Raw genomic sequence first — 24,150 nt, 5'->3', positions numbered from 1 at the left:
ATGCCCAGCGACTCTGGGCCTAGCGAATCTGGGTGACGCTATCGCTGTCGCCCCACGAGCGGTCGGCGGTCAGGATCTGGGCGTCAAGCCGTTCGCCGAGCGCGAGGCACAGTCGATCGGCGAGCGACAGGTTCTCTCGGGGGCGCCAGCGATGCGCTGCCCACTCGGCATCGCCGACCGTGACCGGCTCGATGCGAAAGCCGTAGGCGTCGAGCAGCCCTCGCGCCTGCGCGGGCGACAACCCGTAGGTTCGGATCTTCTGAGACACCTCGCTCCAGTTCGCAGCGCCGCAGCATGCGCCGCTGATCAGGGCGCGCTCAACGTTGTCAGCACCCGGTTCACGTCTGAGCCGGGCCAGTATCGCCGAGGCGTCGAGTACGGACGTCACGCTGCGTCATCTGCTGCCGACGCTGGAGGCTGGGATGCGTTCTCAGCCATCCACCGCTCCATTTCGGCGTTTTCACGGGCTGCCTCCTGGCGGCGTTCGACCAGCAGCTCGTTGACAAGGTCCGCACCCGCGAGATTGCTGCAGATCTTCTCCGAGAGCTGCTCCCGGGTGTAGAGCTCGTATCCGTGCTCGGCTTCGAACAGGATCAGCGGCGTGCCCGTTTCCATGCCGGCGCGGGCACGTATCTCTGCCGGGAACACCACCCGGCCACGGTCTCCCATCACAAGGTGGTATGCGTCACTCATGGTGTAAGGCTACCAACTATCTACCATTTGTGGGAAACGGGGACAATCAGTGGGCAGCAACTAATCATGTGGGCGGCATGGCGCACCCGACCCCAACCTGAAGTCCCGCGTGAGCTGTCCCCAGCGACCCACGATCGACCAGTTCGTCGTCTGTCAGAAGTTGCGGTCGCCGGAATCCTGGCCCAGCAGGACACGGCCTGCAGTGTCCATCTGGTAGCTGCCCACCATGAAGTGCCCGGCGACGGCGCGCACGTCGTTGAGCAAGGCGCCGAGCGGCGATGCGGTGAAGTTGGCAGTGCTGCCCGCGGCTGTGACCAATGTCTCGACTGCGGCTATGCAGTTCTGGACGCTCCATGAGCACGCCAGCCGTGCACGGGCGTGCTGGGCGGCCGTGACCTTGCCGTGGCTGGCGGCGGCCTCCCAGATCTCGTCGAGCTGGTCGGCCACAAAGGCGCGCCCGGCGCCGGCCAAGGCTTCGGCATGGGAGATCGCCGAATGAGCGTCGGGCCGGCCGGCCAGTTCCGAGCGGGCGAACAGCGGGGTCTTGTCGGTGGCCAGGGCCGTGAACTCGTCAATTGCCCGATCTGCGATGCCCGAGGCCACGCCGGTCTTGGGGAACGGGAACCGCAGGCCCGAGGGCAGGCGGTAGAAGGGATGCTCGTTGGGCTTGGGCAGCGAGTAGTTCGGCACCACCGCTGCCCGGTGCGCGGGCACGAAACACTCGGTGAGCACCACGTCGTGACTGCCAGTGCCACGCAGGCCCACTGTGTGCCAAGTGTCCTCGATGAGGCTTGGGTCGGCGGGCACCAGAATGTGGCACAGCTCCTTGGGATCGGTGCCTTCCACGACGTTGGCCACCACCCACCAGTCGGCCGCAGTGCATCCGCTGACGAAGGTCCAGCGCCCGTTGACGATCCAGCCGCCGTCGACGGGGCGGACAATGCCCCTTGGCACGCCCGAGCCTGCGATCACTGCGTCGGGGTATTCGGCATAGAACCCTGCGACAGTGGACGGCTCGAGGTAGGCGGCGAAAATCTCGGCTTCCTCGTTGCAGGTCATGGCAACCCAGCCAGTGGATGGGTGCTCGTAAGTGACCCGGCGGGTGAATTCGATGAACTCGGCCGGATGTCGCCCCAAGCCGCCGAGCTGGGCAGGCACCAGCACACGCATGAGCCCCAGACTCCCGAGGTCGGCCATGATCTCGCGATCGGGGTTGCGTTCGGCGTCGCTGCGCTCCCCGCAGGCGCGGATGCGCGCCAGCATCTCGCCGTCGAGTTCGCTCGGAGGATTGAATCGCCGCGGCGACTGGCTTTCGGCCATCCGCGCAAGCTAACCGCACCCAATGGGCATTCGCCTGCGTATCGTCGCGAGTCGAGTCGAAGGGGTGACGTGCCCGCTGATGGCTCCGCAGTGACCCATGGACGCTCCCAACAGCACCACCCAGCAATCGGCAGCGGCGCCCTTGGCCGGCATGACCGTTCTGGATCTGACTGATCAGCGCGGGGAGCTGGGACCGTGGATGCTGGCAGAACTCGGCGCGGAGGTCATCAAGATTGAGCCGCCTGGCGGCTCTGGGGCACGTGGCGAGCTCCCGATGCGCACCGATGAGGACGCCACGAGCGCAGATCTGCGCAGCTGGCAGTTCTGCGCATACAACTCCAACAAGCGCTCCGTCGTCATTGACTTCGCCGACGAAGCGGACCGCCGTTTCTTCGAGCGTCTCGTCGCTGAGACCGACTTTGTCTATGAATCGGGTGTCCCGAGCACCCTTGCCGAAGCCGGCTACAGCCACGACGATCTCGCCGCGCTGAACCCACGGGTCATCCATGTGCAGGTCACGCCCTTCGGTCTCGACGGTCCCCGCAGTGCTGACCCATCTTCGGAGCTGTCGTTGGCAGCCCTTGGGGGCTCTGTCAACCTGCAGGGCACCCGCGACCGTGCACCGGTCAAGGCATCGGTCGCGCAGGTATGGCGTCACGCCGGGGCCGAAGCAGCCGTGGCCGGGCTCGTCGCACATGCCCGGATGCGGCTTCGTTCCGAGCCACAGCACGTGGCGGTGTCTGCGCAGGCGGCCGTCACCTGGACGCTGTTGAATGCGATGGAGTCGCACGCCATCTGCGGTCGGGACTTCGAGCGCTCCGGCACGATGGTCATGCTCGCCGCACCGCTTCAGCTGCGCTTTCAGACCCAGGATGGCTGGGCCATCACCGTGGCACGCGGAGTTGCGATCGGCCGACTGCTGGACTGGCTCGTCGAAGAGGGCCTCGCGGATGAGAGTTGGCGGGTCGAGGACTGGGACACGTTTGATCTTCGGGCGAGCAGCGGTGAGCCGGTAACACGCACTTTCGACGAGCTGTACAAGGCGATGGTCGCCCTGTGCGAGCGCTATCCGAACGATGTGCTGATGCGGAAGGCGCTGGAGCACAGTGAGACGATTGCGCCGGTCCACACCGTGGCGGATCTGCTCGATTTCGACCATTTGCGCGCCCGGAACTTCTGGCGATCGTTCGATGCCTCGGCGGGCGAGCCGATTGAGGTGCCTGGCGGGCCAACGTCGATCGACGGCACTCGCATTGGGGGAGCGCGCCGACCCCCGAGGGTCGATGAGCACGGCCCGGAGATCCGGGCCAGCGACGCCCAGGCTTCTCGGAGCGCAAAGGGGGATGCCGCTGCGCCAGACCAACAGCTCGCATGGCAGGTGGGCGATGCCGACCTGCCCCTGACGGGCCTGAAGGTCGTTGATTTCAGCTGGATCGGCGTGGGCCCGATCACGGCGAAGGCGCTGGCGGACCACGGCGCCACCGTGGTTCGCGTGGAGTCAGGCGGACGGCTCGACGGGCTGCGGGTCAACCCGCCGTTCAAGGACGATGTCATCGACGTCGACATGGCCCACTTCTACGGCACGTTCAATACGTCCAAGAAGAGCATCGATGTCGACCTCAGAACGCCTGAGGGAGTCGACATCGCCCGGCGGATGATTGCCTGGGCCGACGTCGTCGTGGAGGCGTGGACGCCGGGCACATTCGCACGCAACATCGCCGATGACGACCTCATCGCCGAGCTGAACCCCACAGCGATCGTGGTGCACACGTCGCTGATGGCGAGCGGCGGACCGCTGTCGCCGTTGGGCGGCTTCGGCTATCACGCGGCGGCCATAGCGGGCTTCTATCCGATTGTGGGTTGGCCCGACTTGCCCCCGGACGGGCCGTACCTCGCCTATACCGACACCATCTCGCCGCGGTTCATCACGGCGACCTTGCTGGCCGCGCTGGATCGCCGCCGCCGTACCGGCAAAGGGTGCGTCATTGAGGCGGCACAGCTCGAATGCGGCCTGCAGTTCCTTGCTCCCGAGCTGGCCGACTACGGAGCCAGCGGCGTCGTGGCGATTCGCAACGGCAACCGCGACCCCAATGTGGCCCCTCAGGGTGTGTACCCATGCGCGGGGGAGGACCGGTGGTGCGCCATCACCATCGCCGACGACACGCAATGGGCAACGCTGGTGAAACTCATGGGCGCACCGCAGTGGGCCCTTGCGCCGGAGTTGTCGACGCTCGAGGGGCGCCTCGCGGCGCACGACGCCATCGACACCCAAATCACCGAGTGGACCGCTGATCAGGACGCAGCCACGCTGGAACGGCAACTGGCAGATGCCGGGATCGCCGCAGGCATGGTGCAGCGCAGCAGCGACCTGCTCGCGGACCCTCAATATGTGCACCGCGGCTTCCACCGGTGGCTGGAGCACCCCCGGATGGGGACCGTGCCCTATTCCGGTCACCAGTACCAGATCGCCGGTTACGACCATGGACCGAGGTTTGCAGCGCCCATGCTCGGACAGCACACGTTCGAGGTGCTCAGCGAGTTCTTGGGCATGAGCGATGACGAGATTGCCGACATCGCTGCTTCTGGAGCGCTCGGATGACCGCGGAGCAGGCCCTCCCGCTGTCGGTGCTGGACCTGGCGACGGTGTCCGAAGGCGCCACCAGCGCGCAGGCTCTGGCGGAAACCACCGAATTCGCTCGCGCTGCTGACCGGCTGGGCTACGAGCGGTTCTGGGTGGCAGAGCATCACAACATCGACACCGTGGCCAGCACATCTCCGGCGGTGCTCATCGCCCACCTGGCCGCTCACACCGAGCAAATCAAGCTGGGCTCGGGCGGGGTGATGCTGCCCAATCACAGCCCAGCGGTGATCGCAGAGCAGTTCGCAATGCTCGAAGCCCTACATCCGGGACGCATCGATCTCGGCGTCGGACGGGCGCCGGGCAGCGATCCCGGCACCGCGGCAGCGGTGCGCAACAAGCCCAGTAGCGCAGCGGCCGTGCGGGGTCCGGCCGAAGACGGTGCAGTGCCGGACCCTTGGCAGGTCGACGACTTCCCGAGTCACCTGCTGGACCTGATGGCCTACCTCGGCGATGTGCGGACGAGCGAAGGGCCCCCGATGGACTTTCGGGCGACGCCGCAGGCCACGTCGATGCCTCCCGTGCTGCTGCTGGGCTCGAGCGGCTACTCGGCACAGCTCGCCGGATACCTGGGTCTGCCGTTTGCCTTCGCTCACCATTTCGACGGCGGGGGAGTGCTGGGCGCCGTGGACTTGTATCGCGAGCGCTTCCAGCCGTCGGTAGTGCTCGACGAGCCATATGTGATGGTGAGCGTGGGTCTGGTCACCGCCGCCGACAGCGATGCCGCCAGGTACCACGCCGCACCGTCGCTGTTGCGACGCTGGGGCATCCGCACGGGCCGCTTCTGGCCGCTGCTGCACCCGGACGAAGCGATGGCACATCCCGAGTGGCAGCGCGCAGCGACAATGCCGACCAACGCCTTCGTGGGCGATCCCGACGAAGCAGTAGCGAGTCTCGACGCGCTGGCCGCTGCCACCGGCGCCCACGAGTTGATGGTGCACACCTCCACGTACGGCCTGCCGGAGCGCATCACCAGTCTCGAATTGCTGGCGCATGCCTGGAGTCAGCGGATCTTAGACGGATCCGGGACCGACACGGCAGCCGCTCAGGCAGGCGCCGCATGACGACGGCGAGCGACGCTCCCAGAACCGCCGTGCGCACCACAGCCATGGCGACGCACTTCGGCTCCTTCTTGGTGGATTCCTGCGATGGCGAGGTGTTGAACGTCCGTCGGCATCCCACCGATCCCTCCCAGTCTCACCTCGGGGAATCGCTGCGCCATTTCGCCGAGAACCGGGTGATGCGCCCGGCAGTGCGGCAGTCGTGGCTGCGAGACGGACCGGGCTCTGCAACCCACCTGCGCGGTCATGAGCCCTTTGTCGAGGTCAGCTGGGATCACGCATTGGACCTAGTCGCCGCCGATCTCGCCCGGGTGCGCGAAGAGCATGGCCGATCGTCGATCTTCGGAGGCTCGTACGGCTGGGGTTCCGCGGGACGCTTCGGGCTTCCATCCAGCCAGCAGCATCGGTTCATGCGGCTCGCCGGCGGCTGCACTGACCAGAAGGGCACCTACTCATCGGCGGCAGCCGAGGCGCTCTTTCCCTACATGGTGGGCATGGGCTATCACGCTGCGCTCGCCCGCCAGACATCGTGGTCGGTCATCTGCGAGAGCACTGAGCTGTTCGTGTGTTTCGGCGGGATGCGTGCAACCAACAGTCACGTCACCTACGGCGGCCAAGGGCCGCATCACCACAACGATTGGGTGAACAGGGCACGCTCGGCGGGTGTCGAATTCGTCAACGTGGGACCTCTGCGAGACGATTTCGATCCCGCCGTCGGGGCGCGCTGGCTGCCGATCCGCCCGGGCACCGACGTGGCGTTGATGCTGGGGATCATCTACACGCTGCTGATCGACGGACTCGCTGACCTGGAGTTTCTGGCCACGTATTGCCATGGCTGGCCACAACTGCGGGCACATGTTCTCGGCGAGGGCTTCGCAGCAGCCTGCGGTGACCCCGACGGCGTCACGCCTTGGCGCGATGCAGTGGACTACGACACCCCGAAGACAGCGGAGTGGGCTGCGTCGGTCACGGGCATCGATGCGGGAAAGATCGTGTCGCTGGCTCACGAGATGGCTGCCAAGCGAACGCTGGTGAACCTGAGCCTGTCCACCCAACGAGCCCACCACGGCGAGCAGCCGTACTGGATGGCGCTCGCGCTGGCGTGCGTGCTGGGTCAGGTAGGGCTGCCCGGCGGCGGCTATGCCTTCAGCTTCGGCACCCAGGGCAATACCGGAGCCGGTCAGGTTAGGGCTCGGGTGCCGGGCCTGCCGGTACCGATGCGCCAACCGGGTCCGCCCACGATTGCCGTCTCACGCATCACCGAGATGCTCGAACGGCCCGGCGAGCAGTTCGATTTCGACGGGCACCGCGGCCGCTTTCCCGACATCAAGCTCGTCTACTGGTCGGGTGGCAACCCCTTCCATCATCACCAGGACCTGAACCGTCTGATGCAAGCGTGGCGGCGACCCGAGACCATCGTGGTGCAGGAGCCGTTCTGGTCGCCGGTCGCCCGCCGGGCCGACATCGTGCTGCCAGCGACGACACCGCTCGAGCGTAATGACATCGGCGGCGCCGAGACGATGCTCATCGCAATGGCGGCGGTGGCTGAACCGGTGGGGGAGTCCCGCGACGACTACTGGATCTTCGCTGGCTTGGCCGAACGTCTGGGCTTCGGGGAGCAGTTCACCGAGGGCCGTACGGCCGACGAGTGGATCGAAGTCATCTACGAGATTCACCGTGCTGCTGATCCGCAGGCCCCGACGTATGAGGAGTTCCGCGCAAAGGGCTACGTGATGGCTCCTGACAAGGCGCTGATGGGGGAGCCCACGCAGATCTATCTCGAGGCGTTCCGCGCCGACCCGATGGGCAAGCCGCTGCGCACCCCAAGCGGGCGGATCGAGCTGTGGAGCCAGACCATCGCCGGCTATGGCTACGACGACTGCCCGCCTCACCCTGCGTGGATGGAGCCCTTCGAACGTTTGGGCGGAACGGGCAGCGATCGGTTCCCGCTGCACTTGGTCTCGAACCAGCCAGCGGTACGACTGCACAGCCAGTACGACCACGCCGCTCCGAGCCAGGCCACCAAGGTGGCGGGCCGCGAGCCGGTCCGCATGCATCCCGACACTGCGGCCGCACGGGGCATCTGCGATGGCGACGTGGTGCGCCTGTTCAACGATCGGGGAGCTTGTCTGGCCGGGGCGTTGCTGGACGAAGCGGTCATTGCCGAGGTAGTGCAGATCTCTACAGGCGCCTGGTACGACCCCGCGCCCGACGGCACCTGCCGTGCGGGCAACCCGAACACCTTGACAGCCGACGTCGGGACGAGCCGACTGGCGCAAGGACCATCGGCGCACACCTGCCTCGTGGAGATTGAGCGCTACGAAGGCGAAGCGCCGCCGGTGGAGTCGTACACACCGCCGGTAGTCGTTCCGCTTGGAGACAGCTCAGAACTGGCGAGTGATCAGACCCCAACCTGATGACGCTGACGTCTTCGCCCCTACGGCCGAAGGGGCGCTCTTCCAGTGGTTTTGACACATCTGTGGCGACCTTCGCCTCTGCTCGCGCATCTTGCAGGAGATTGTCCGCCGATTCGTTGATCTGGTCTGGATCGGCGTCCATCCAGTCATGCTTGGCCGATTCTGTTGCTTCGCGCGCAGCGGCGATGGCGGCGCTTGTGCGCGCGACGGCAGCTCGATTCTGCTTGCTGTCGTACGCAGCGGGCAAGTGCCCTGGGTGCCGTTCCCGACATCCAGGCCCGTTCTGGCATCTTCCCCCGTCCAGATCCGAAGAGCCGATATGCCTCGTGACGGCCTGATCGATGAGCGACGAGACCCTCGGCGATCAACGCCCACAGTGCCGCAGTGTTCTGACGGCGGGCCCGGGACTGGTTCAACAAGCTCAACGTCGGCGTCGACGCCGTGATGACCGACAACGCCAAGAGTTTCACCTCGATCGCCTTGAGCGCTGCGTTGGATGAGAACCGGACCGCGCACCGGCCCAGCAACCCCAACCCCACAAAACCGCGCAGGGCCCAATTTTGATGAGCAGCGCGGCGGATGTCGTGCGCCCGGTCGAGGTGCGAGCGTGTGACGGTTGCCGCATCTGGCTCCGATTCTCTGACGGCGTCAAGGGGGAGGTCGACCTCTCTGATCTTGCGGGCCGCGGTGTATTCGCGGCCTGGTCCGATCGGTCGGTGTTCGAGTCGGTTCGGATTGGCGTCGCACGCGCAATCTGTTGGGGCGATGACATCGATGTGTGCCCCGATGCGCTCTATCTGCGGCTCACCGGCATTCCCCCGCACGAGTATCTTTCCGGGGACCACGCTGTCGATGTGAATGCCTAAGCTTTGCCGGTTCTACGGAATCGTCATACGGATGCACCTTGGTGGGTCAGAAGTCGAGCCCCACTGCCCCGCAGAGGAAGACCATGAGCGGCCGCGTCTCGGAGCACCACGCGGTGATCACCGACGAGAATTCGGGTTTGAGTGCCAGGTCGGGATCGAAGTCGCGCACGGTGATGAAGCTCTTGCGTTTGAGATCGGAGATCATCGGATGGTCGATGGACCAGTCGCGCGGTGCGCGCTTGAGTCGGTCGTCCTCCATCCGCCAGCCATCGGACTGGCAGGTGTCCCGGGCGGCGATCCACTTCTCAGGGCGCTCGTCGATAGCGACCCGGTAGGCAGCCAACGCATCCCGGTCGGGCATCCAGCTGCCGGCGCCGAAGAAGCAGCTCTCGGTGGACAGGTGCACGTAGAAGCCGGGAGCGTGAACATCGTTGGCGCGCCGATGCCGGAACTGGATGCCCACGTTGGTCTTGTAGGGCGTCTTGTCGGCCGAGAAGCGCGTGTCACGGAACACGCGCATGAGCGAGCCGCCCACCTTGGTGTCGCGAGCGGTCATGTGCTGGGAGATCTCGGCGAGAAGCGGCCGAACTGCACGGATGAGGTCGAAGGCGGGTTCACGCACCTCCTCCTCGTATCGCTCGCGGTTCTCGTTGAACCACTCCCGGTTGTTGTTGGCCTCGAGTTCTTCCAAGAACTCGTACAGCTCCGGTCCAAAGATGCCCTCGTCATCGCTCATCGCTGTCCCTTCTGCGGTCGGTGCCGCCCGGTCGAGGTGCACCGTAGCGAACCCATGCCACAGACCCGATGCGGCCGGCTTGGTGCGGCTGGCATGGTGTGATCGCCCGGTGTGGTCGGCCTGGTGTGCTTGGCGTGGTCGCTGGAGCGTCTCGACTTGCCATGCGTACGCTGGGGTCATGAGCGACGAGACGGGTTCTGAAGAGCCGGGTATGACAGCACAGCAGTGGCTGGCGGGCTTTGCCGAGGCGATCGGAGCACCTGCGCCCGGCCTCGAAGTCATGGAAGCACTCCTGAACCTCGCGGGTGTCGCAGCGCACGATTCGGAGCGGATCGCTGCACCGATTGCCTGCTGGATGGCGGGCGTGGCCGGTGTCGGGCCGACCGAGGCGCTCGAACGTGCCCGGCTGTATGCCGCTGGCCGACCTCGCTGAGCTGGCCTCGCTCAGCCAAACCGTGGATCGGGCGAACTCACGGGGCGGGGAGCCCGTCGTAGGCTGCGTCCGATGAGCGATCACCAGTTCGGGTTCCGCACACGCGCCCTGCACGCGGGCGGCCGTCCCGATCCAGCCACAGGAGCTCGCGCAGTTCCCATCTACCAGTCCACGAGCTTCGTGTTCGAGGACACCGAGGACGCTGCGGATCTGTTTGCCCTGCAGAAGTACGGGACGATCTACACCCGCATCTCGAACCCCACCGTCAATGCGTTCGAGGAACGGATCGCGAGCCTCGAAGGCGCCATCGGCGCCGTCGCCACCGCATCGGGAATGTCCGCGGAGTTCCTCACCGCAGCTGCGCTGTGCGAGGCCGGGGACAACCTGGTCACCTCGTCGGCACTCTACGGCGGCACCCACACGATGTTCGACGTGACGCTGGGACGCTTCGGCGTCGAGGCTCGGTTCGTCGACGGCGACAGCGTCGACGCGTACGCGGCGGCCATCGACGACCGTACGAAGTTCTGCTACACCGAGATCGTCGGCAATCCCTCGGGCTCCATTCCCGATCTGGCAGGCATTGCCGAGGTCGCTCATGCCCACGGGCTCCCGCTCGTGGTCGACTCGACGTTCGCCACGCCGTACCTCTGCCGACCGATGGAGCACGGCGCTGACATCGTGATTCATTCGGCGACGAAGTTCATCGGCGGGCACGGCAACTCGATCGGCGGGGTGGTCAGCGAGTCGGGGCGCTTCGACTGGGGCAGCGGGCGCTTCCCCAACATGACCGAACCGGTGGCGAGCTACAACGATCTGCGCTTCTGGGAGAACTTCGGCGAGTACGCCTTCTGCACGAAGCTGCGGGTCGAGCAGCTTCGTGACATCGGCGCTGCCATGTCACCGCTGAATGCATTCCTGTTGCTGCAGGGTCTCGAGACGCTGCCCCAGCGCATGGACGAGCATGTCGCCAACGCGCAGGCCGTTGCCGAGCACCTCGAAGCTCACCCCGCAGTGAGCTGGATCAGCTACTCGGGCCTGGCGTCCTCCCCCTACCGGGAACTTGCACGCAAGTACATGCCCCAGGGACCCGGCGCCATCTTCACCTTCGGCGTGAAGGGCGGGCGCCAAGCGGGCGCCGACTTCATCGAGGCACTGCAGATGATCAGCCACCTGGCGAACGTCGGCGACGCGCGCACGCTCGTGATCCATCCGGCCTCCACGACGCACCAGCAGCTGTCCGAAGAAGCACTGGCAGCGGGCGGCGTCAGTGCCGACATGATCCGGCTGTCAATCGGCCTCGAGGATCTCGAGGACATCCTCTGGGATCTGGATCAAGCCCTCGCGAAGGCGGTGCCCGCATGACGATTGTCCATGAGCCGGTCGACGGCTGGACCGAGCCAAGCGCTGCCGAGCGGCTTGCGCTCATCCAGCGCACGGGCACCGTGGCGATGGTGGGTGTGTCGGCGAATCCGGCGCGGCCGTCCAACTTCGTCGCGACCTACCTGCTCAGCTCCAGCACCGACTTTGACGTGTATTTCGTCAACCCGGTGGCCGATGAGATCTTGGGCAAGCCGTGCTACCCGAGCCTCGCCGACCTGCCGGTCATGCCCGATCTGGTGGATGTCTTCCGCCGACCGGCCGACCTGCCTGGCGTGGCGGCCGAGACAGTCGAAATCGGTGCCAAGGCCTTCTGGGTGCAGCTCGGCCTGTGGAGCTCAGAAGCCGCCAAGCTGGCCCACGACGCCGGCCTCGACGTCGTGATGGACCGCTGTCTCAAGATCGAGCACGCCAGATTCCATGGCGGCCTGCACCGCGCCGGGTTCGACACCGGCGTCGTGGACTCGCGCCGCGCTGTTCGCAGGGCCTAAAGGCGATGCGGGACGCCATGGGAGGCGTCGCTCGCAGGCCCCGCAGCTCACCTCGACATCGCTGGGCCCAACGCAGGTCGGCGCGGAGCTGGACCGCCGCGGCTGCCGCGGTGCTGCTGCTCGCAGGTGCCTGTGCCTCCCAAGAGGCCGGTGAACCAACGACCGCGACGACCGAGGTTGCCGAGAGCAGCACGAGCACATCTCAGCCGGCAACAGGCACCCCGGATGAAGAGGCGGATTCGGCAACTGCAGCGACGACAACCACCGAGGCCGGGCCAGTACCGCTGACCTACGAGGGAAACGTTGCCGCGCCGGAATTCCCAGCGGGTTACGACTGGTTCAACGTCAGCAGGCCGCTGTCGATGAGCGGCGATTTGCGTGGCAAGATCGTCATCCTCGATTTCTGGACCCAGGGCTGCATCAACTGCATCCACATCATCCCCGACCTCCATCGACTTGAGCGCGAGCACCCCGACGAGATCGTCGTTGTCGCCGTGCACTGGGCGAAGTTCGACACCGAGCGCACGTCCGAGGCTGTGCGCGAGGCATCGATCCGGTACGGCCGCCAGCACCCCATCGTGAACGACAACCTGGAGCTGCTGCGGACTGCCTACGGCGTGAACGCCTGGCCGACCGTGGCAGTCATCGACCCTACGGGCAAGGTGGTCGGCACGGTCGCTGGCGAAGGGGTCTACGACCGTCTGAAACCGGTCATCGCCACGATGGCCGCCGAGTATGGCCACAACGGGCTGATCGACCCCACTCCGCTCGGCGAACTGCTCAACATCACTCCCGCGTTGCCGACAGTGCTCAGTTTCCCTGGCAAGGTGCTTGCCGATGAAGCGGGTGACCGGCTCTTCATCGCCGACACGGGACGCCACAGGATCCTCGTAGCGAAGCTTGACGGCGAGCTCATCGATGTGATCGGCACAGGGGGAGAAGGCCGAGCCGACGGCGGGTTCGCCGCGGCCACGTTCCGAAGGCCGCAGGGCATGGCACTGGATGCCGACGGCAGCACGCTCTACATCGCGGACCGTGAGAACCATCTCATCCGGGCTGCCGACTTGCGTACTCGCCAGGTGACCACGGTGGCCGGGACCGGTGATCCCGTCACCGCCTTTGGGCCCGGCCCCGCAACCGGAACGGCCATAGCGTCGCCATGGGACCTGCATCTGCGAGGCGATCTTCTGTACATCGCTGGTGCTGGACGCCACCAGATCTGGTTGCTCAACTTGACGCGGGGCGCACTCGACTTCTTCGCCGGCACCGGGGCTGAAGGTCTCGACGACGGCTACCGGCTGACGGCCACCCTCTCGCAGCCATCAGGACTCACTTCAGATGAGGCCTCGCTCTACTTCACCGATCCCGAAGCAAGCGCGGTGAGGGAGGTCTCATTCGGCCCAGAAGGCCAGCTGGACACACTTGTCGGCCGACACCTCTTTGTGTGGGGGGACGAGGTCGGGAGCTTTGAAGAGACGCTCCTGCAGCACGCCATCGGCATCGAGTACGTCGGCGACGCTCCCGGGCGGGGCCTGCTCTATGTCGCAGACACGTACAACCATCGCATCAAGGTGCTGGACCTCGACACGATGACTTCGTCAGTCGTCGCGGGCGACGGGACGGCGGGGCTGCGGGACGGCAGCGGGACCCAAACCCAACTGGCCGAGCCGAGCGGTCTCAGCGCCACCTCGGACACGCTGTACGTGGCCGATACCAACAACCACCGCATACGGATGCTCGATCTCGCGACGGGAGAGTTGACCACCTTGGCGTTGTCGAACCTGGAGATCGCCGCAGTGACTGCCACCGGTGTGATCGACGACGAGGTCGTGCTGTTGCCACAGCGAGTCGCGCCGGGGCCCATCGAGATCGTGCTCGAACTCACGGTGCCCGAGGGCTACAAGTTCAATGTCGAGGGACTGTTCGAGTTCGAATGGTCACCAGACGACACTGCGTTGGTCCATCCACAAGGGAGCGCTCGCTACGAGGCCCGGGGTCCGGAGATGCCTGTGCGGCTCGCCGCCACAGTAGAAGCAGACTCGGGCACAGCCGTGCTCAGCGCCACCGCTGTCGTGTTCTACTGCCCGGCTGAGGACGAGACGTTCTGCCTTATCCGCGATGTGAACTTCACCGCACCGATCGAGGTGGATCCCGACGGCGCCAGCAGTGTCGAGTTGGGGCATCAGCTGCTGTCGGCCGAGGAGCTGGATCAACGCCTGTCGTCGCAATGACGCGTTGCGGCATCAGCGCGCCGGAGCAACCGCCGCCCGCAACTCGGCGGCAGCCGCCATCACGTTCGATGCGGGCAGCGCTCGGCCTCGCAGTGCTGGTCAGCGCGGTCAGTTGGCTGACTGCGCCGCCGGGTGCCGCAGCGCAGTCCAGCAGCGATTCCGAATTGCCGCCGCTGGTCACGGTGGCGCCCGAACAGGAGATCCCTGGGTCAGACGGGGCGCCAGCGGCGCCCCGGATCGTGTCAGTGCTGCGGGGACCGGGCGGCGTGGGCTACTGGGTGATCGGCGCCGACGGCTCGATCGAGCCCATCGGCACCACGATCCTGCCGATTGTCGGAGATCAGCCCCCGATCCATACCAATGTCGTCGGTGCGCGCCTCGGTGCGCCCGGGGCCCTGGGCGTGTGGTTGCAGCTCGCAGACAACAGCGAGGTAGCGATCGGCGATCCGGGACCGACCGTGCTCACCGGTGAGGAACGACCGTTGGGTTGGCTCTCGGGCGTCGGGGTTCGCCAGCTGCTCTCGGGGGCGTGGTGGACCGATGTCGATCAATGGTGCACAGCAGAGCTGTCGCTGCCGGTCCGGATCGGACAGACGATCATGACGGCGCTGGGCGAGCGCTCGCTTGGTTTCGCCGTCGAAGAAGCACGTGACCGTCGCATCGGCGGCATCCTGCTCCAGGGCCCTGTCACCGAGCATGTCTGGCGCCGTATTGCCGAGCTCCAGGACTTCGCTGACCGTATCCCGCTGATCTTCGCCGTCGACGAGGAGGGCGGCCGAGTGCAACGACTCGCTGGCGTCGTTGGTCGGTTGCCCTCAGCGGCTGCACAGACCGACAAATCCCCGGCTGAGGTAACCGACCAGGCAGCGAATCACGCCCGCAAAATGGCAGCGCTGGGCTTCACCATGAATTTTGCACCGGTCATCGATGTCGGAGCCGGGGAAGGCATCGGGGACCGGTCATTCGGCAACGATCCCGCCACGGTCACCGACTACGGCATGGCGACCGTGGAAGGCCTCAGTGCCGGGGGAGTGGTTCCCGTCGTGAAGCACTTCCCAGGTCACGGCGGGGCGACTGCGGACACTCACGAGGAACTCGCATCCACCGCGCCGCTGTCTGAGCTGCGCCAGCGCGACCTGATTCCCTTCGCAGCCGTCGTCGGGGCAACAGATGCGGCCGTCATGGTGGGACATCTCAACGTCCCCGGACTGACCGGCGGGATGCCGGCGTCCCTGTCGCCGGCGGCGATCAACGGCCTGCTGCGCGACGAGCTGGGTCATAGCGGGCTGATCGTGACCGACTCGCTGGTCATGGGCGCAATCCGCAGCCAGTGGTCGGTGAGCGAAGCTGCATTGCTGGCGATCACCGCCGGCGCAGATCTGGCTCTTGTCGGCGACCTTGAGGATGCTGCCGCCGCATTTTCCGAGATCGAGGCGGCGGTCGCCGAGGGCCGACTCAGCCTCGAACGCCTCAACGATGCAGCCACCCACGTGCTGCGTGCAAAGGGCGTTTTTGCATGCACGTTGGTCGGCCGCGACGGTCTTGGCAGGCCGGTGCTGTATGACCCGACTCTCGTCGGTCGTTGAGGAGCTGAGATCAGCGAACAACGTTTCGAGAGACGCCCAATTTGGGTCCGCCGCGACCATATAGTCGCGAATTGATGAGGTCGGGTCGGGCGCGGGCAACCGTGGTGCGAATGATGTCCATTGTCGCGGTCGTGCTCGTGGTCGCCGTCGTTCTGTACTGGCGATCACAGGTGACGTCCTCGTCGGCCAATGCTGCGGCTGGCGTTGTCGTGAGCGCGGGTGCGCCACCTGGAGCCGATATTCCTCAGGTAACCGCAACGGGCCTGTCCTTGGGGCCGGCGCAAGCACTCTCAGCTGAACTGCCGTCGCTCGAGCCTGCGGCGGTCCCGCTCGTCCAAAAGGCTCCAGCGATGGTGCCCGAGCACGAGTCCCCCCGGGACTCGCGAGCCGTTGTCGAGACGGACTCGGGAACAACGGCGGTGTGGAGCAACGACGAGATCGGACCGGCAGACGTCGAATCGGCTGGCGAGGAAACCAAGGAGCCGCCGCCGGAGCCACAACAGCCGACGTTGGGCCAGATGTACACGTGGGAGGACGGCGATCGCACCTTGGAGGTGTGGCGCGATCCGAACCTGGTCGTCCAACCCGACGGCGACGTCATCTCACGGGAGGACATCATTGCCACCGCCGGCGACGACGTGGTGGTGCGAGGCGCAGCCACAGAGGACTTGCGTGCCAAAGGCAACCCCGTCTTCTGGTCGGAGTCGGGCGAGCTGATGGCACTGCCCGGCGGTGCGGTGCTGGTGCTCGACCCGAGTTGGGACTATTCGGCGATCGACGCCTTCTTCGGGCGCAATGGGATCGACGCAGGCCGTCTGACCGAACTCGACTTTGTGACGAACGGCTACTTCATCGAGACCGAACCGGGCTTCGCGTCGCTCGACCTGGCCAATTCGCTTGCCGGCCAGGACGGCGTGGAGCTGTCGAGCCCCAACTGGTGGATCGAGCGCGTCACCAAGTGAAGACACCAGCACGGCGCCCCTCTCGTTCAGCGATAGCCCGGCTGGGGCGATCAGCGCTGGTCGTGTGCCTGGGGGCGGGGATGCTCTCATTGCCGGGGCTCGGGCACGGCCTCGCCGCAGCCCAGACGCCCGCAGCGCCCTCGATCACTGCGGTGGCATCCGGCGATCAGGCTCTGACGGTGGCCTGGGGCCACCCCGACGGTGTCACAGTTGCCGACATCACGGCCTATGACCTGCGCTACATCGAGACCAGCGCGAGCGACACCGACAAAGCCGATGACTCCGAGTGGACCGTCCTCGACAATGCATGGTCCGAAGGAGACTTGCGGATCATCGTGAGCCCGCTCACCAACGGCACCTCCTACGACGTGCAGGTGCGCGCTGTGACCTCGAGCGACGGGGCGTGGGCGACGAGCGTGGCAGGGACGCCGGGGGATCCGGGTTCATCACGCGGGACAGCGACGGCAATCGTGAACGAGCTGCCGGTGCGGGGCGTGCTCGACTCCGCCAGCGACGTGGACTACTTCCGGTTCCCGGTCAGCGGCACTCGGGAGTACTTCATCCTGACGACGGGCACCACCGACACCCACGGCAAGCTGTATCGCAGCAGCGGCAGCCTCATCGACAGCAACGACGACTCGTACCTCTCCAGCGGCCCCGAGAACTTCAAGCTCGACGGCAAGCTGACCGGCGGCACCTACTACATCGAGGTCACCGGTTACGGCGGCTCCACGGGTGCCTACACGCTGCACCTGCAAACCGCCGCCGACACGACCGGCCTCAGCGATGCGACCGACATCGAGCTCGGCAGCGTCACCAGGGCGGTCCTGCACGACACCGGGGCGAGGTCCCTGCTCGACGACGGCGACATCGACTACTTCAAGCTCGAACTGGCAGCCGAGACCACGATCACTGCACGTGCCAGCGGCTTCGTGGCCGACACCTACGGCGCAATTCTGAACGCCGACGGCTCGATCGTCGCGACGAACGACGACGCGTACTTGGAGCCGACTCGCCTCCAATTCGCCCTGCGCGAGACGCTCGCCGCGGGCACCTACTACATCAGGGTCGAGCCGTTCTTCGGCGACGACTCCGGCCTGTACTACCTGTTCGTCTACGAATCGCCGGAACCGGGCAGCTCTCGGGCGACAGCACACGAAATCGACATCAGCCAGACCGCCGGCGGTGAGATCAGCGCCACAGGCGACACCGACTTCTTCAGGTTCACGCTCGACGAATCCACCCGCGTGGCGCTGGTCGGGTCCAGCCGTGACCTGGATATCGAGGTAACGCTGCAGAACTCATTCGGCGCCGATCTCAACGTGAACAGCTACAGCATCTCGATTGGGTCAATCGACACCTTCGCCACCTACGACACGCTGTCGGCTGGCACCTATTACCTGCAAGTGCAGGCCGACCAGGCGGGCGACACCGGCACCTATCTCGTGCTCCTGCGGCCCGACGGCACCTTCGGACGGTTGACAGAAACCTGCCCCGCGGCACCGGCCGGCATTGACGACACGTTCTACGGGTGTCAATGGCACTTGAACAACACCGGGCAGTTCGGGGGCACGGCCGGTGAAGACATCAACCTCGGCACTGTGTGGGACACCTACAAGGGCACCGGCATCAACGTCGCCGTCGTGGACCAAGGCTTGGACTACTTCCACGAGGATCTGGCGGCCAACGTCGACAGGGCCAAGAATCACAGCTTTCGCAGCGTCGATGACGTCTTCGGCGAGCGGTCGAGCCACGGCACTGCGGTGGCGGGCCTCATCGCAGCGCGCGACAACAGCATCGGCATGCGCGGCGTGGCGCCCCGAGCGACCATTTACGCCTACGACCTGCACAGTGCATTCAGCTCGTTCAACGCTGTCAGGGCCGCGTCGCAAGGGCGCGTCACGACGTCGATTTCCAACAACAGCTGGGGACCCTCAGAGGGTCCGCGGGCCTCTCGTGTGGGACGGCTGTGGGAACGCGCGATCGACGCCGGCGTGACCGAGGGATCCGGCGGCCACGGCATCGTCTACATCTGGTCAGCCGGCAATGGCGACGACGACGGCGACTGGGCCTCGCTGGACGAGGTCGCCAACTACTACGGCGTCACCGCGGTCTGCGCCGTGGACAACGACGGCAAGCGCTCGGACTACTCCGAGCAAGGACCGAACCTGTGGGTCTGCGCGCCCTCCGACAGCACAGACAAGGTGTACCCGGGCATTGCGACCACCTGGCGCTACAGCCGCTACACCGACCGCTTCGGCGGCACGAGCTCGGCTGCTCCCATCGTGTCCGGCGTCGCTGCGCTTGTCCGAGATGTCGATTCCACGCTGTCGTGGCGCGATGTCAAGCTGATCCTGGCGGCATCGGCCCGCACGAACGACGACACCGACACGGGCTGGGAGACAGGCGCATCAAAGTACGGAACGACAGGCACCTACAGCTTCAATCACCAGTACGGCTTCGGTGTGGTGGATGCCTCGGCTGCGGTCGCGCTTGCCGGGAGCTGGTCCAAGGTGCCCGCGATGCGCACCGCGACCGCGTCGTACGACACTGCGCGCAGCATTCCCGATACCGGCAGCGCCGTCGCGAGCACTGTCCGTCTCGAAGGCGAGGCGGACTTCACCGAGTTCGTGGAGGTCAATGTCGACTTCAACGCGCCGAGTTTCCGCAATCTGGAGATCAAGCTGGAATCCCCGTCGGGCGCAACCTCGGTGCTGACGGTCCAGAACTCGACTGACTGCACCTCCAATCGCCCATGCCCGCTCACCGGCGTGTTCAGGTTCGGCTCGGCCAGGCACCTCGGCGAGGACCCCCGCGGCACCTGGACGTTGCGCGTCACCGACAAGGCGCGAGGCGGCGCCAGCAACACCGTGAACTCGTGGGACATCAAGGTGTACGGCCACCGCCAGTCTCCCGATGCCGTACCGCTGAGCTACGTGCAGCCCGGCTCCGGCTCGCTGACGGTGGCGTGGGAGGAGCCCGACTTCACGGGCGCTTCGGCGATCACCGGTTACGAGGTTCGACACATTCGCAGCGATGCGGCCGACAAGTCGGACGCTCGGTGGTCCTCTGACATGAGTTCGTGCACCGCCAGCAGCTGCACACATGTCCTGGACGGCTCGGAGGTGAGCGACGGGATCCGGCTCGACGTGCAGGTCCGAGCGCTGACCGGTGTGGCCGACCGGAAGGGCGACTGGTCGGTGACCGCACGAGGAACGCCAGGCGCAACCAACAGCGAGCCGTTCTTTGCCGACGGCGAGCGCACCACGCGCTCGATTGCAGAGAACTCCGGTTCGGGTGCAGCGGTCGGCTCAACCGTGCAAGCGCGTGACGCAGAGAACGACACGTTCACGTACACCCTGGGCGGGACCGACGCGGGCTCGTTCGCGATCGACTCGGCGGCGCAGATCACAACCGCGTTCGATCCCGACTACGAGGATCGCTCCACCTACACCATCACAGTGTCGGTCACTGACACCAAGGCAGACGACGGCACGGTCGACACAGCGGTCGACGACACCATCGAAGTGACCATCGAAGTGATTGATGCCGACGAGCCCCCAAAGGTGGTGCACTGCACGGAGCCAGGGGTCTGCGTCGACTTAGCAAGCCCGCACCAGATCGAATACCCCGAGGGCAACTACGCGGTGATCTTCGACTACGACGTCGACGACCCTGACACCGACATCGTCGAAGTCGACCTGGTGGGCACCGATGCTGCGGAGTTCGACATGGACAGCCTGGGCAGGCTCCATTTTGACGGCGTCCCCGATTATGAAGCGCCCACCGACAGCGGTCGCAACAACGTGTACGACCTGATTCTCGAGGTGTTCGATGGCACGACCACCGTCGAGTTCGAGATCGAGGTAACGGTCACCGACCAGAACGAGAAGCCGACGCTGACCGGCGACGGCATGGCCGCTGTCGACGAGAACAGCACCTCGACGGGGCTGTTCTTCAGCGCCGACGATCCTGAGAACGACAGGATCACGTGGACGCTTTCAGGCGATGACCGGCTCGACTTCGAGATCGCCGGGGGTTCCTTGAGGTTCAAGGATCCGCCGAACTATGAAATGCCCGACGACCGCGACCGCGACAACAAGTACCAGGTCGACGTCGAGGCCTCCGATGGCGAAAACGCCGACGTCGTCTCGGTGGAAGTCGAGGTGGAGGACGTGAACGAGCGACCGGACATCACCGGTCCATCCACCAGGAATTTCGCTGAGAACACCACAGGAAGCGTTGCGGATTACGAGGCGAACGACCCCGAAGACAAGGAGCGCGTCACCTGGACGCTTTCGGGCAGCGACCAGGTCGACTTTGAAATCGACCGCAACGGAGTCCTCAGATTCATGGACCTACCGGATCACGAGGCCCAGAGCGGGTATCGCGTCACTGTGGAAGCTTCCGACGGCAAAGACGCCCAGGGCAATGCTGACACGGCAGTCGATGACAGGTTCGACGTCTCGGTCACGGTAACCGATGTCGATGAAGCGCCGATGATCACGTTAGGGCCGACCAGCGAGAGCGTTGTCGAAGGTCACGCGGGTCAGGTGGCCAGGTTCGAAGCAGAAGATCCCGAAGGCGAGGATGTGATCTGGACGCTGGTTGGAACCGACCGCGAGGATCTGAGCATCGGGCGCTCTACGGGCGTCGTCACCTTCGCAGCCATGCCGGACTTCGAGGCTCCGGTGGATTCGGGGCGCAACAACTCCTATGTGGTGACCGTGCAGGCCTCCGACGGCCGGCTGACAGCAACCCAGCCGTTGACCGTGACGGTCACGAACGAAGACGAGGACGGCACGCTGTCGTTCTCGTCGCCCCCGCCGCAAGCCGGCACAACCCTGAGGGCGACGCTCAGCGACCCTGACGGCGGTGTGAGCGGCACAACATGGTTGTGGGAGCGCTCGCTGAACGGCGGACCTTGGGCGGCCGTCAGCGGGGCGACGTCATCGTCGTATACGCCCGCTGATGGCGATGTCGGCTACGACCTGCGCGCCACTGCGTCGTACCGGGATCGACACGGTCCGAGCAAGACGGTCAGCGCCGAGCCTGACAATGCCCTCCGTATGGCACCGCCAGGCAACCGAGCTCCGACGTTCCCATCGACGGAAAAGGGCGCTCGGTCCGTGGACGAGAACACGGCACCCGATCGTGACATTGGTCTGCCTGTTGCGGCGGACGATCTCGACAACGACGACCTGGCCTATGCGCTCGGGGGCCGCGATGCCGCATCGTTCGACATTGATCCCGGAGGCGGTCAGTTGCGGACGAAGGTGCTGCTCGACCACGAGCGCAAATCCTCCTACCAGGTGACCGTCACAGCGCGCGATCCATCGAATTTGACGGCGACTCAACGGGTGACCATCGCCGTCGAAGACATCGACGAGGCGCCGACGGTTACGGGTCCGCTGGTGCCGAGCTATGCCGAGACCCGCACCGACGCGGTTGCGAAATACACGGCACGTGACCCCGAGGGCGAGGAGGTCACCTGGTCGCTTGCCGGACCCGACCGGACCGATTTCGAGATCGACGAGGATTCGGGCGTGCTGAGCTTCAGGAACCAGCCGGATTTCGATACTGCATTCGACAACGACTACGAGATCACCGTCCGTGCCGACGACGGCACCCAGTCGCAGCACGGGACGCTCGACGTGACGGTCCGAGTCACCGGCGTGAACGAGCCGCCGGTGGTGACCGGGCAGACGAGCTTCACCTGGACCGAGAACAGTGATGGTGAGGTCGACCGCTACTCGGCGGTCGATCCGGAAGGTGTGGCGGTCACGTGGTCGCTCGCGGGAGCCGACCGTGGCGATTTCGAGATCGACGACTCCGGCGAGTTGAACTTCTTCCAGCCGCCCGATTACGAGCAACCCGCCGATTCGAACCGCCGCAATGACTACGAAATCACCGTGCGTGCCTTCGACGGCACCCACTACGGCACGCTTGCGGTGACGGTGACGGTCGAGAACGAAGACGAGCTCGGTATGTTGGAGCTCTCGGCGACGTTGCCTGGGGTGGGCTCGACGCTACGAGCGGTCCTGACTGAGCCCGATGTCCCGGTGACCGATCACGAGTGGATGTGGTGGCGTTCCGATGACCGGAACGACCCGAGCAGCTGGGAGCTGATCGACAGCGCCATGTCGTCGAGTTACCGGCCTGTCGCTGACGATCTGGGCTACTGGCTGAGAGTCCGAGTGAAGTACATCGACGCGTTTGACTCCAAGATCCTGGAGACCGTCTCGATCAACGCCGTGCAGGCGATGGCAGGTCCGACCCGCCCGGTCCGCCCGACAACTCCTACTGGCCCCACCGGTCCCAGCGGCGGCGGCGGCGGTGGCGGTGGTGGTGATTTTGATGTTGGCGTCGCGACGTTTGTGGTGGCGAATGGGTGGAGTCCTGCTGATGTGGGGGTGGCCTCGGTGATGGCGTCCCGAACCGATGGCGCGGTGGTGGTCTATACCGCGGGCGGCGAGCTGTCCGATGAAACGAGAGTGCTGCTGAGAGAGGCCTCGCCTGCAGAGGTGATCATCGTGGGCGGCACAGCGGCGGTGTCGCGCGATGTTCGCACCCAGATCCGCGCCGCATCACCCGATTCGGACATCTCGCGCGTCTCGGGGGCGGATCGCGCCGACACGGCGGCGGGCACGGCGCGTCGCATCCTCGGGGCGCCTTCGGGTGCGGGCCGGGTCACGCTGATCGTGGCCAATGGCTGGTCGCCGCCTGACATCGGGGCCGCTGCGGCGCTGGCTGCGCGCAGCGGCCGCTCGGCGGTGATCTACACCGAGCGCGACAGGCTGCCCGAAGCGTCGGCGGCGCTGCTGCGCGACTACCAGGTTGCGCGGGTAGTCCTCATCGGGGGCACTGCGGCGATCAGCGAGCAGGTGCACGACGAGATCGTCGCGGTGGCCAGCGGGGCCAGCGTCTCCCGTCTGACTGGCGCTGATCGCATCGACACTGCCGCGCAGGCAGCGCGGCGAGTGCTGGGCAACCCCGCCGCAGCCCCCGACGGCGTCACTCTGGTGATTGCCAACGGCTGGTCCGCTCCTGATGTGGGCGTCGCGGCGGCTTTGGCAGCAGCAACCGAGAACTCTGCGGTCGCCTACACCAACCAAGGAACGCTGCCCGAAGCGACCGCGGCGCTGATACTGGACTACCGACCTGGCCAGGTCATCATCGTGGGCGGCCGAGCAGCGGTCGCCAACGACGTGCGCGCAGCCATCACCGAAACCGCGCCCGACAGTGCCGACGTGCGGCGCATCACCGGCCGCACCCGCACCGACACCGCCGCCCGCGCCGCACGACGCATCCTCGCCAACCTCTGACCAGCCGCTCCGCG

General features: G+C 66.0%; 15 protein-coding genes. 11 read left to right on the top strand and 4 right to left on the bottom strand.

Annotated features, from left to right (window positions below; all coding sequences use genetic code 11):
* Positions 1 to 19 precede the first annotated feature (19 nt).
* The 3 genes from ACPXYO_RS16030 to ACPXYO_RS16020 all read right to left on the bottom strand — a co-directional run bounded on the left by ACPXYO_RS16030 (position 20) and on the right by ACPXYO_RS16020 (position 2,013).
* A complete protein-coding gene (locus ACPXYO_RS16030) occupies positions 20 to 388 on the bottom strand; it encodes a type II toxin-antitoxin system VapC family toxin (protein ID WP_423922633.1) in 369 nt (122 codons plus the stop codon).
* Positions 385 to 693 (bottom strand): AbrB/MazE/SpoVT family DNA-binding domain-containing protein, encoded by a 309-nt coding sequence (locus ACPXYO_RS16025; protein WP_423922630.1) that lies wholly within the window; start codon positions 691 to 693, stop codon positions 385 to 387. The genes ACPXYO_RS16030 and ACPXYO_RS16025 overlap by 4 nt, the downstream gene beginning before the upstream one ends.
* 153 nt (positions 694 to 846) lie before the next feature.
* Positions 847 to 2,013 (bottom strand): hypothetical protein, encoded by a 1,167-nt coding sequence (locus ACPXYO_RS16020; RefSeq protein ID WP_423922627.1) that lies wholly within the window; start codon positions 2,011 to 2,013, stop codon positions 847 to 849.
* A gap of 97 nt (positions 2,014 to 2,110) precedes the next feature.
* Between ACPXYO_RS16020 and ACPXYO_RS16015 the strand changes: the two genes are divergently transcribed.
* The 4 genes from ACPXYO_RS16015 to ACPXYO_RS16000 all read left to right on the top strand — a co-directional run bounded on the left by ACPXYO_RS16015 (position 2,111) and on the right by ACPXYO_RS16000 (position 8,995).
* Positions 2,111 to 4,612, top strand: coding sequence for a CoA transferase (locus ACPXYO_RS16015; RefSeq protein WP_423922624.1), 2,502 nt, complete (start codon positions 2,111 to 2,113; stop codon positions 4,610 to 4,612).
* On the top strand, positions 4,609 to 5,715 hold the full coding sequence (locus ACPXYO_RS16010; protein ID WP_423922621.1) for an LLM class flavin-dependent oxidoreductase: 1,107 nt from the start codon (positions 4,609 to 4,611) through the stop codon (positions 5,713 to 5,715). The genes ACPXYO_RS16015 and ACPXYO_RS16010 overlap by 4 nt, the downstream gene beginning before the upstream one ends.
* Positions 5,712 to 8,129 carry a molybdopterin-dependent oxidoreductase gene (locus ACPXYO_RS16005; protein ID WP_423922619.1) on the top strand — a complete coding sequence of 806 codons (2,418 nt, stop codon included), beginning with the start codon at positions 5,712 to 5,714 and terminating at the stop codon, positions 8,127 to 8,129. The genes ACPXYO_RS16010 and ACPXYO_RS16005 overlap by 4 nt, the downstream gene beginning before the upstream one ends.
* Before the next feature lie 563 nt (positions 8,130 to 8,692).
* On the top strand, positions 8,693 to 8,995 hold the full coding sequence (locus ACPXYO_RS16000; protein ID WP_423922616.1) for a DUF2442 domain-containing protein: 303 nt from the start codon (positions 8,693 to 8,695) through the stop codon (positions 8,993 to 8,995).
* A 46-nt stretch (positions 8,996 to 9,041) separates the two neighbouring features.
* On the opposite strand, the gene ACPXYO_RS15995 is transcribed toward ACPXYO_RS16000, so the two are convergent.
* A complete protein-coding gene (locus ACPXYO_RS15995) occupies positions 9,042 to 9,911 on the bottom strand; it encodes a TIGR02453 family protein (protein WP_423922614.1) in 870 nt (289 codons plus the stop codon).
* Between ACPXYO_RS15995 and ACPXYO_RS15990 the strand changes: the two genes are divergently transcribed.
* From ACPXYO_RS15990 to ACPXYO_RS15960, 7 genes are all read left to right on the top strand, one after another.
* Complete coding sequence (locus tag ACPXYO_RS15990) at positions 9,910 to 10,164, top strand: DUF6457 domain-containing protein (protein WP_423922611.1); 255 nt, start codon at positions 9,910 to 9,912, stop codon at positions 10,162 to 10,164. The two genes, ACPXYO_RS15995 and ACPXYO_RS15990, sit on opposite strands and share 2 nt — an antisense overlap.
* 72 nt (positions 10,165 to 10,236) lie before the next feature.
* Complete coding sequence (locus ACPXYO_RS15985) at positions 10,237 to 11,526, top strand: O-acetylhomoserine aminocarboxypropyltransferase/cysteine synthase family protein (protein ID WP_423922608.1); 1,290 nt, start codon at positions 10,237 to 10,239, stop codon at positions 11,524 to 11,526.
* On the top strand, positions 11,523 to 12,032 hold the full coding sequence (locus ACPXYO_RS15980; protein WP_423922605.1) for a CoA-binding protein: 510 nt from the start codon (positions 11,523 to 11,525) through the stop codon (positions 12,030 to 12,032). Before ACPXYO_RS15985 ends, ACPXYO_RS15980 begins: the two co-directional genes overlap by 4 nt.
* Before the next feature lie 110 nt (positions 12,033 to 12,142).
* Positions 12,143 to 14,263, top strand: coding sequence for a thioredoxin-like domain-containing protein (locus tag ACPXYO_RS15975; RefSeq protein WP_423922602.1), 2,121 nt, complete (start codon positions 12,143 to 12,145; stop codon positions 14,261 to 14,263).
* A gap of 68 nt (positions 14,264 to 14,331) precedes the next feature.
* Positions 14,332 to 15,849 (top strand): glycoside hydrolase family 3 protein, encoded by a 1,518-nt coding sequence (locus tag ACPXYO_RS15970; protein WP_423922600.1) that lies wholly within the window; start codon positions 14,332 to 14,334, stop codon positions 15,847 to 15,849.
* 113 nt (positions 15,850 to 15,962) lie between these two features.
* Entirely contained in the window at positions 15,963 to 16,811 is an 849-nt protein-coding gene (locus tag ACPXYO_RS15965; RefSeq protein ID WP_423922597.1) for a hypothetical protein, read from the top strand.
* A gap of 80 nt (positions 16,812 to 16,891) precedes the next feature.
* Entirely contained in the window at positions 16,892 to 24,136 is a 7,245-nt protein-coding gene (locus ACPXYO_RS15960) for a S8 family serine peptidase (RefSeq protein WP_423922595.1), read from the top strand.
* Positions 24,137 to 24,150: the final 14 nt, after the last annotated feature.

The organism is Candidatus Poriferisodalis sp. (assembly GCF_965237655.1).
Taxonomy (GTDB): Bacteria; Actinomycetota; Acidimicrobiia; order Acidimicrobiales; family Poriferisodalaceae; genus Poriferisodalis.
The sequence above is the reverse complement of the archived record's forward strand: the minus strand, read 5'-3'. Positions and strand labels throughout refer to the sequence as shown.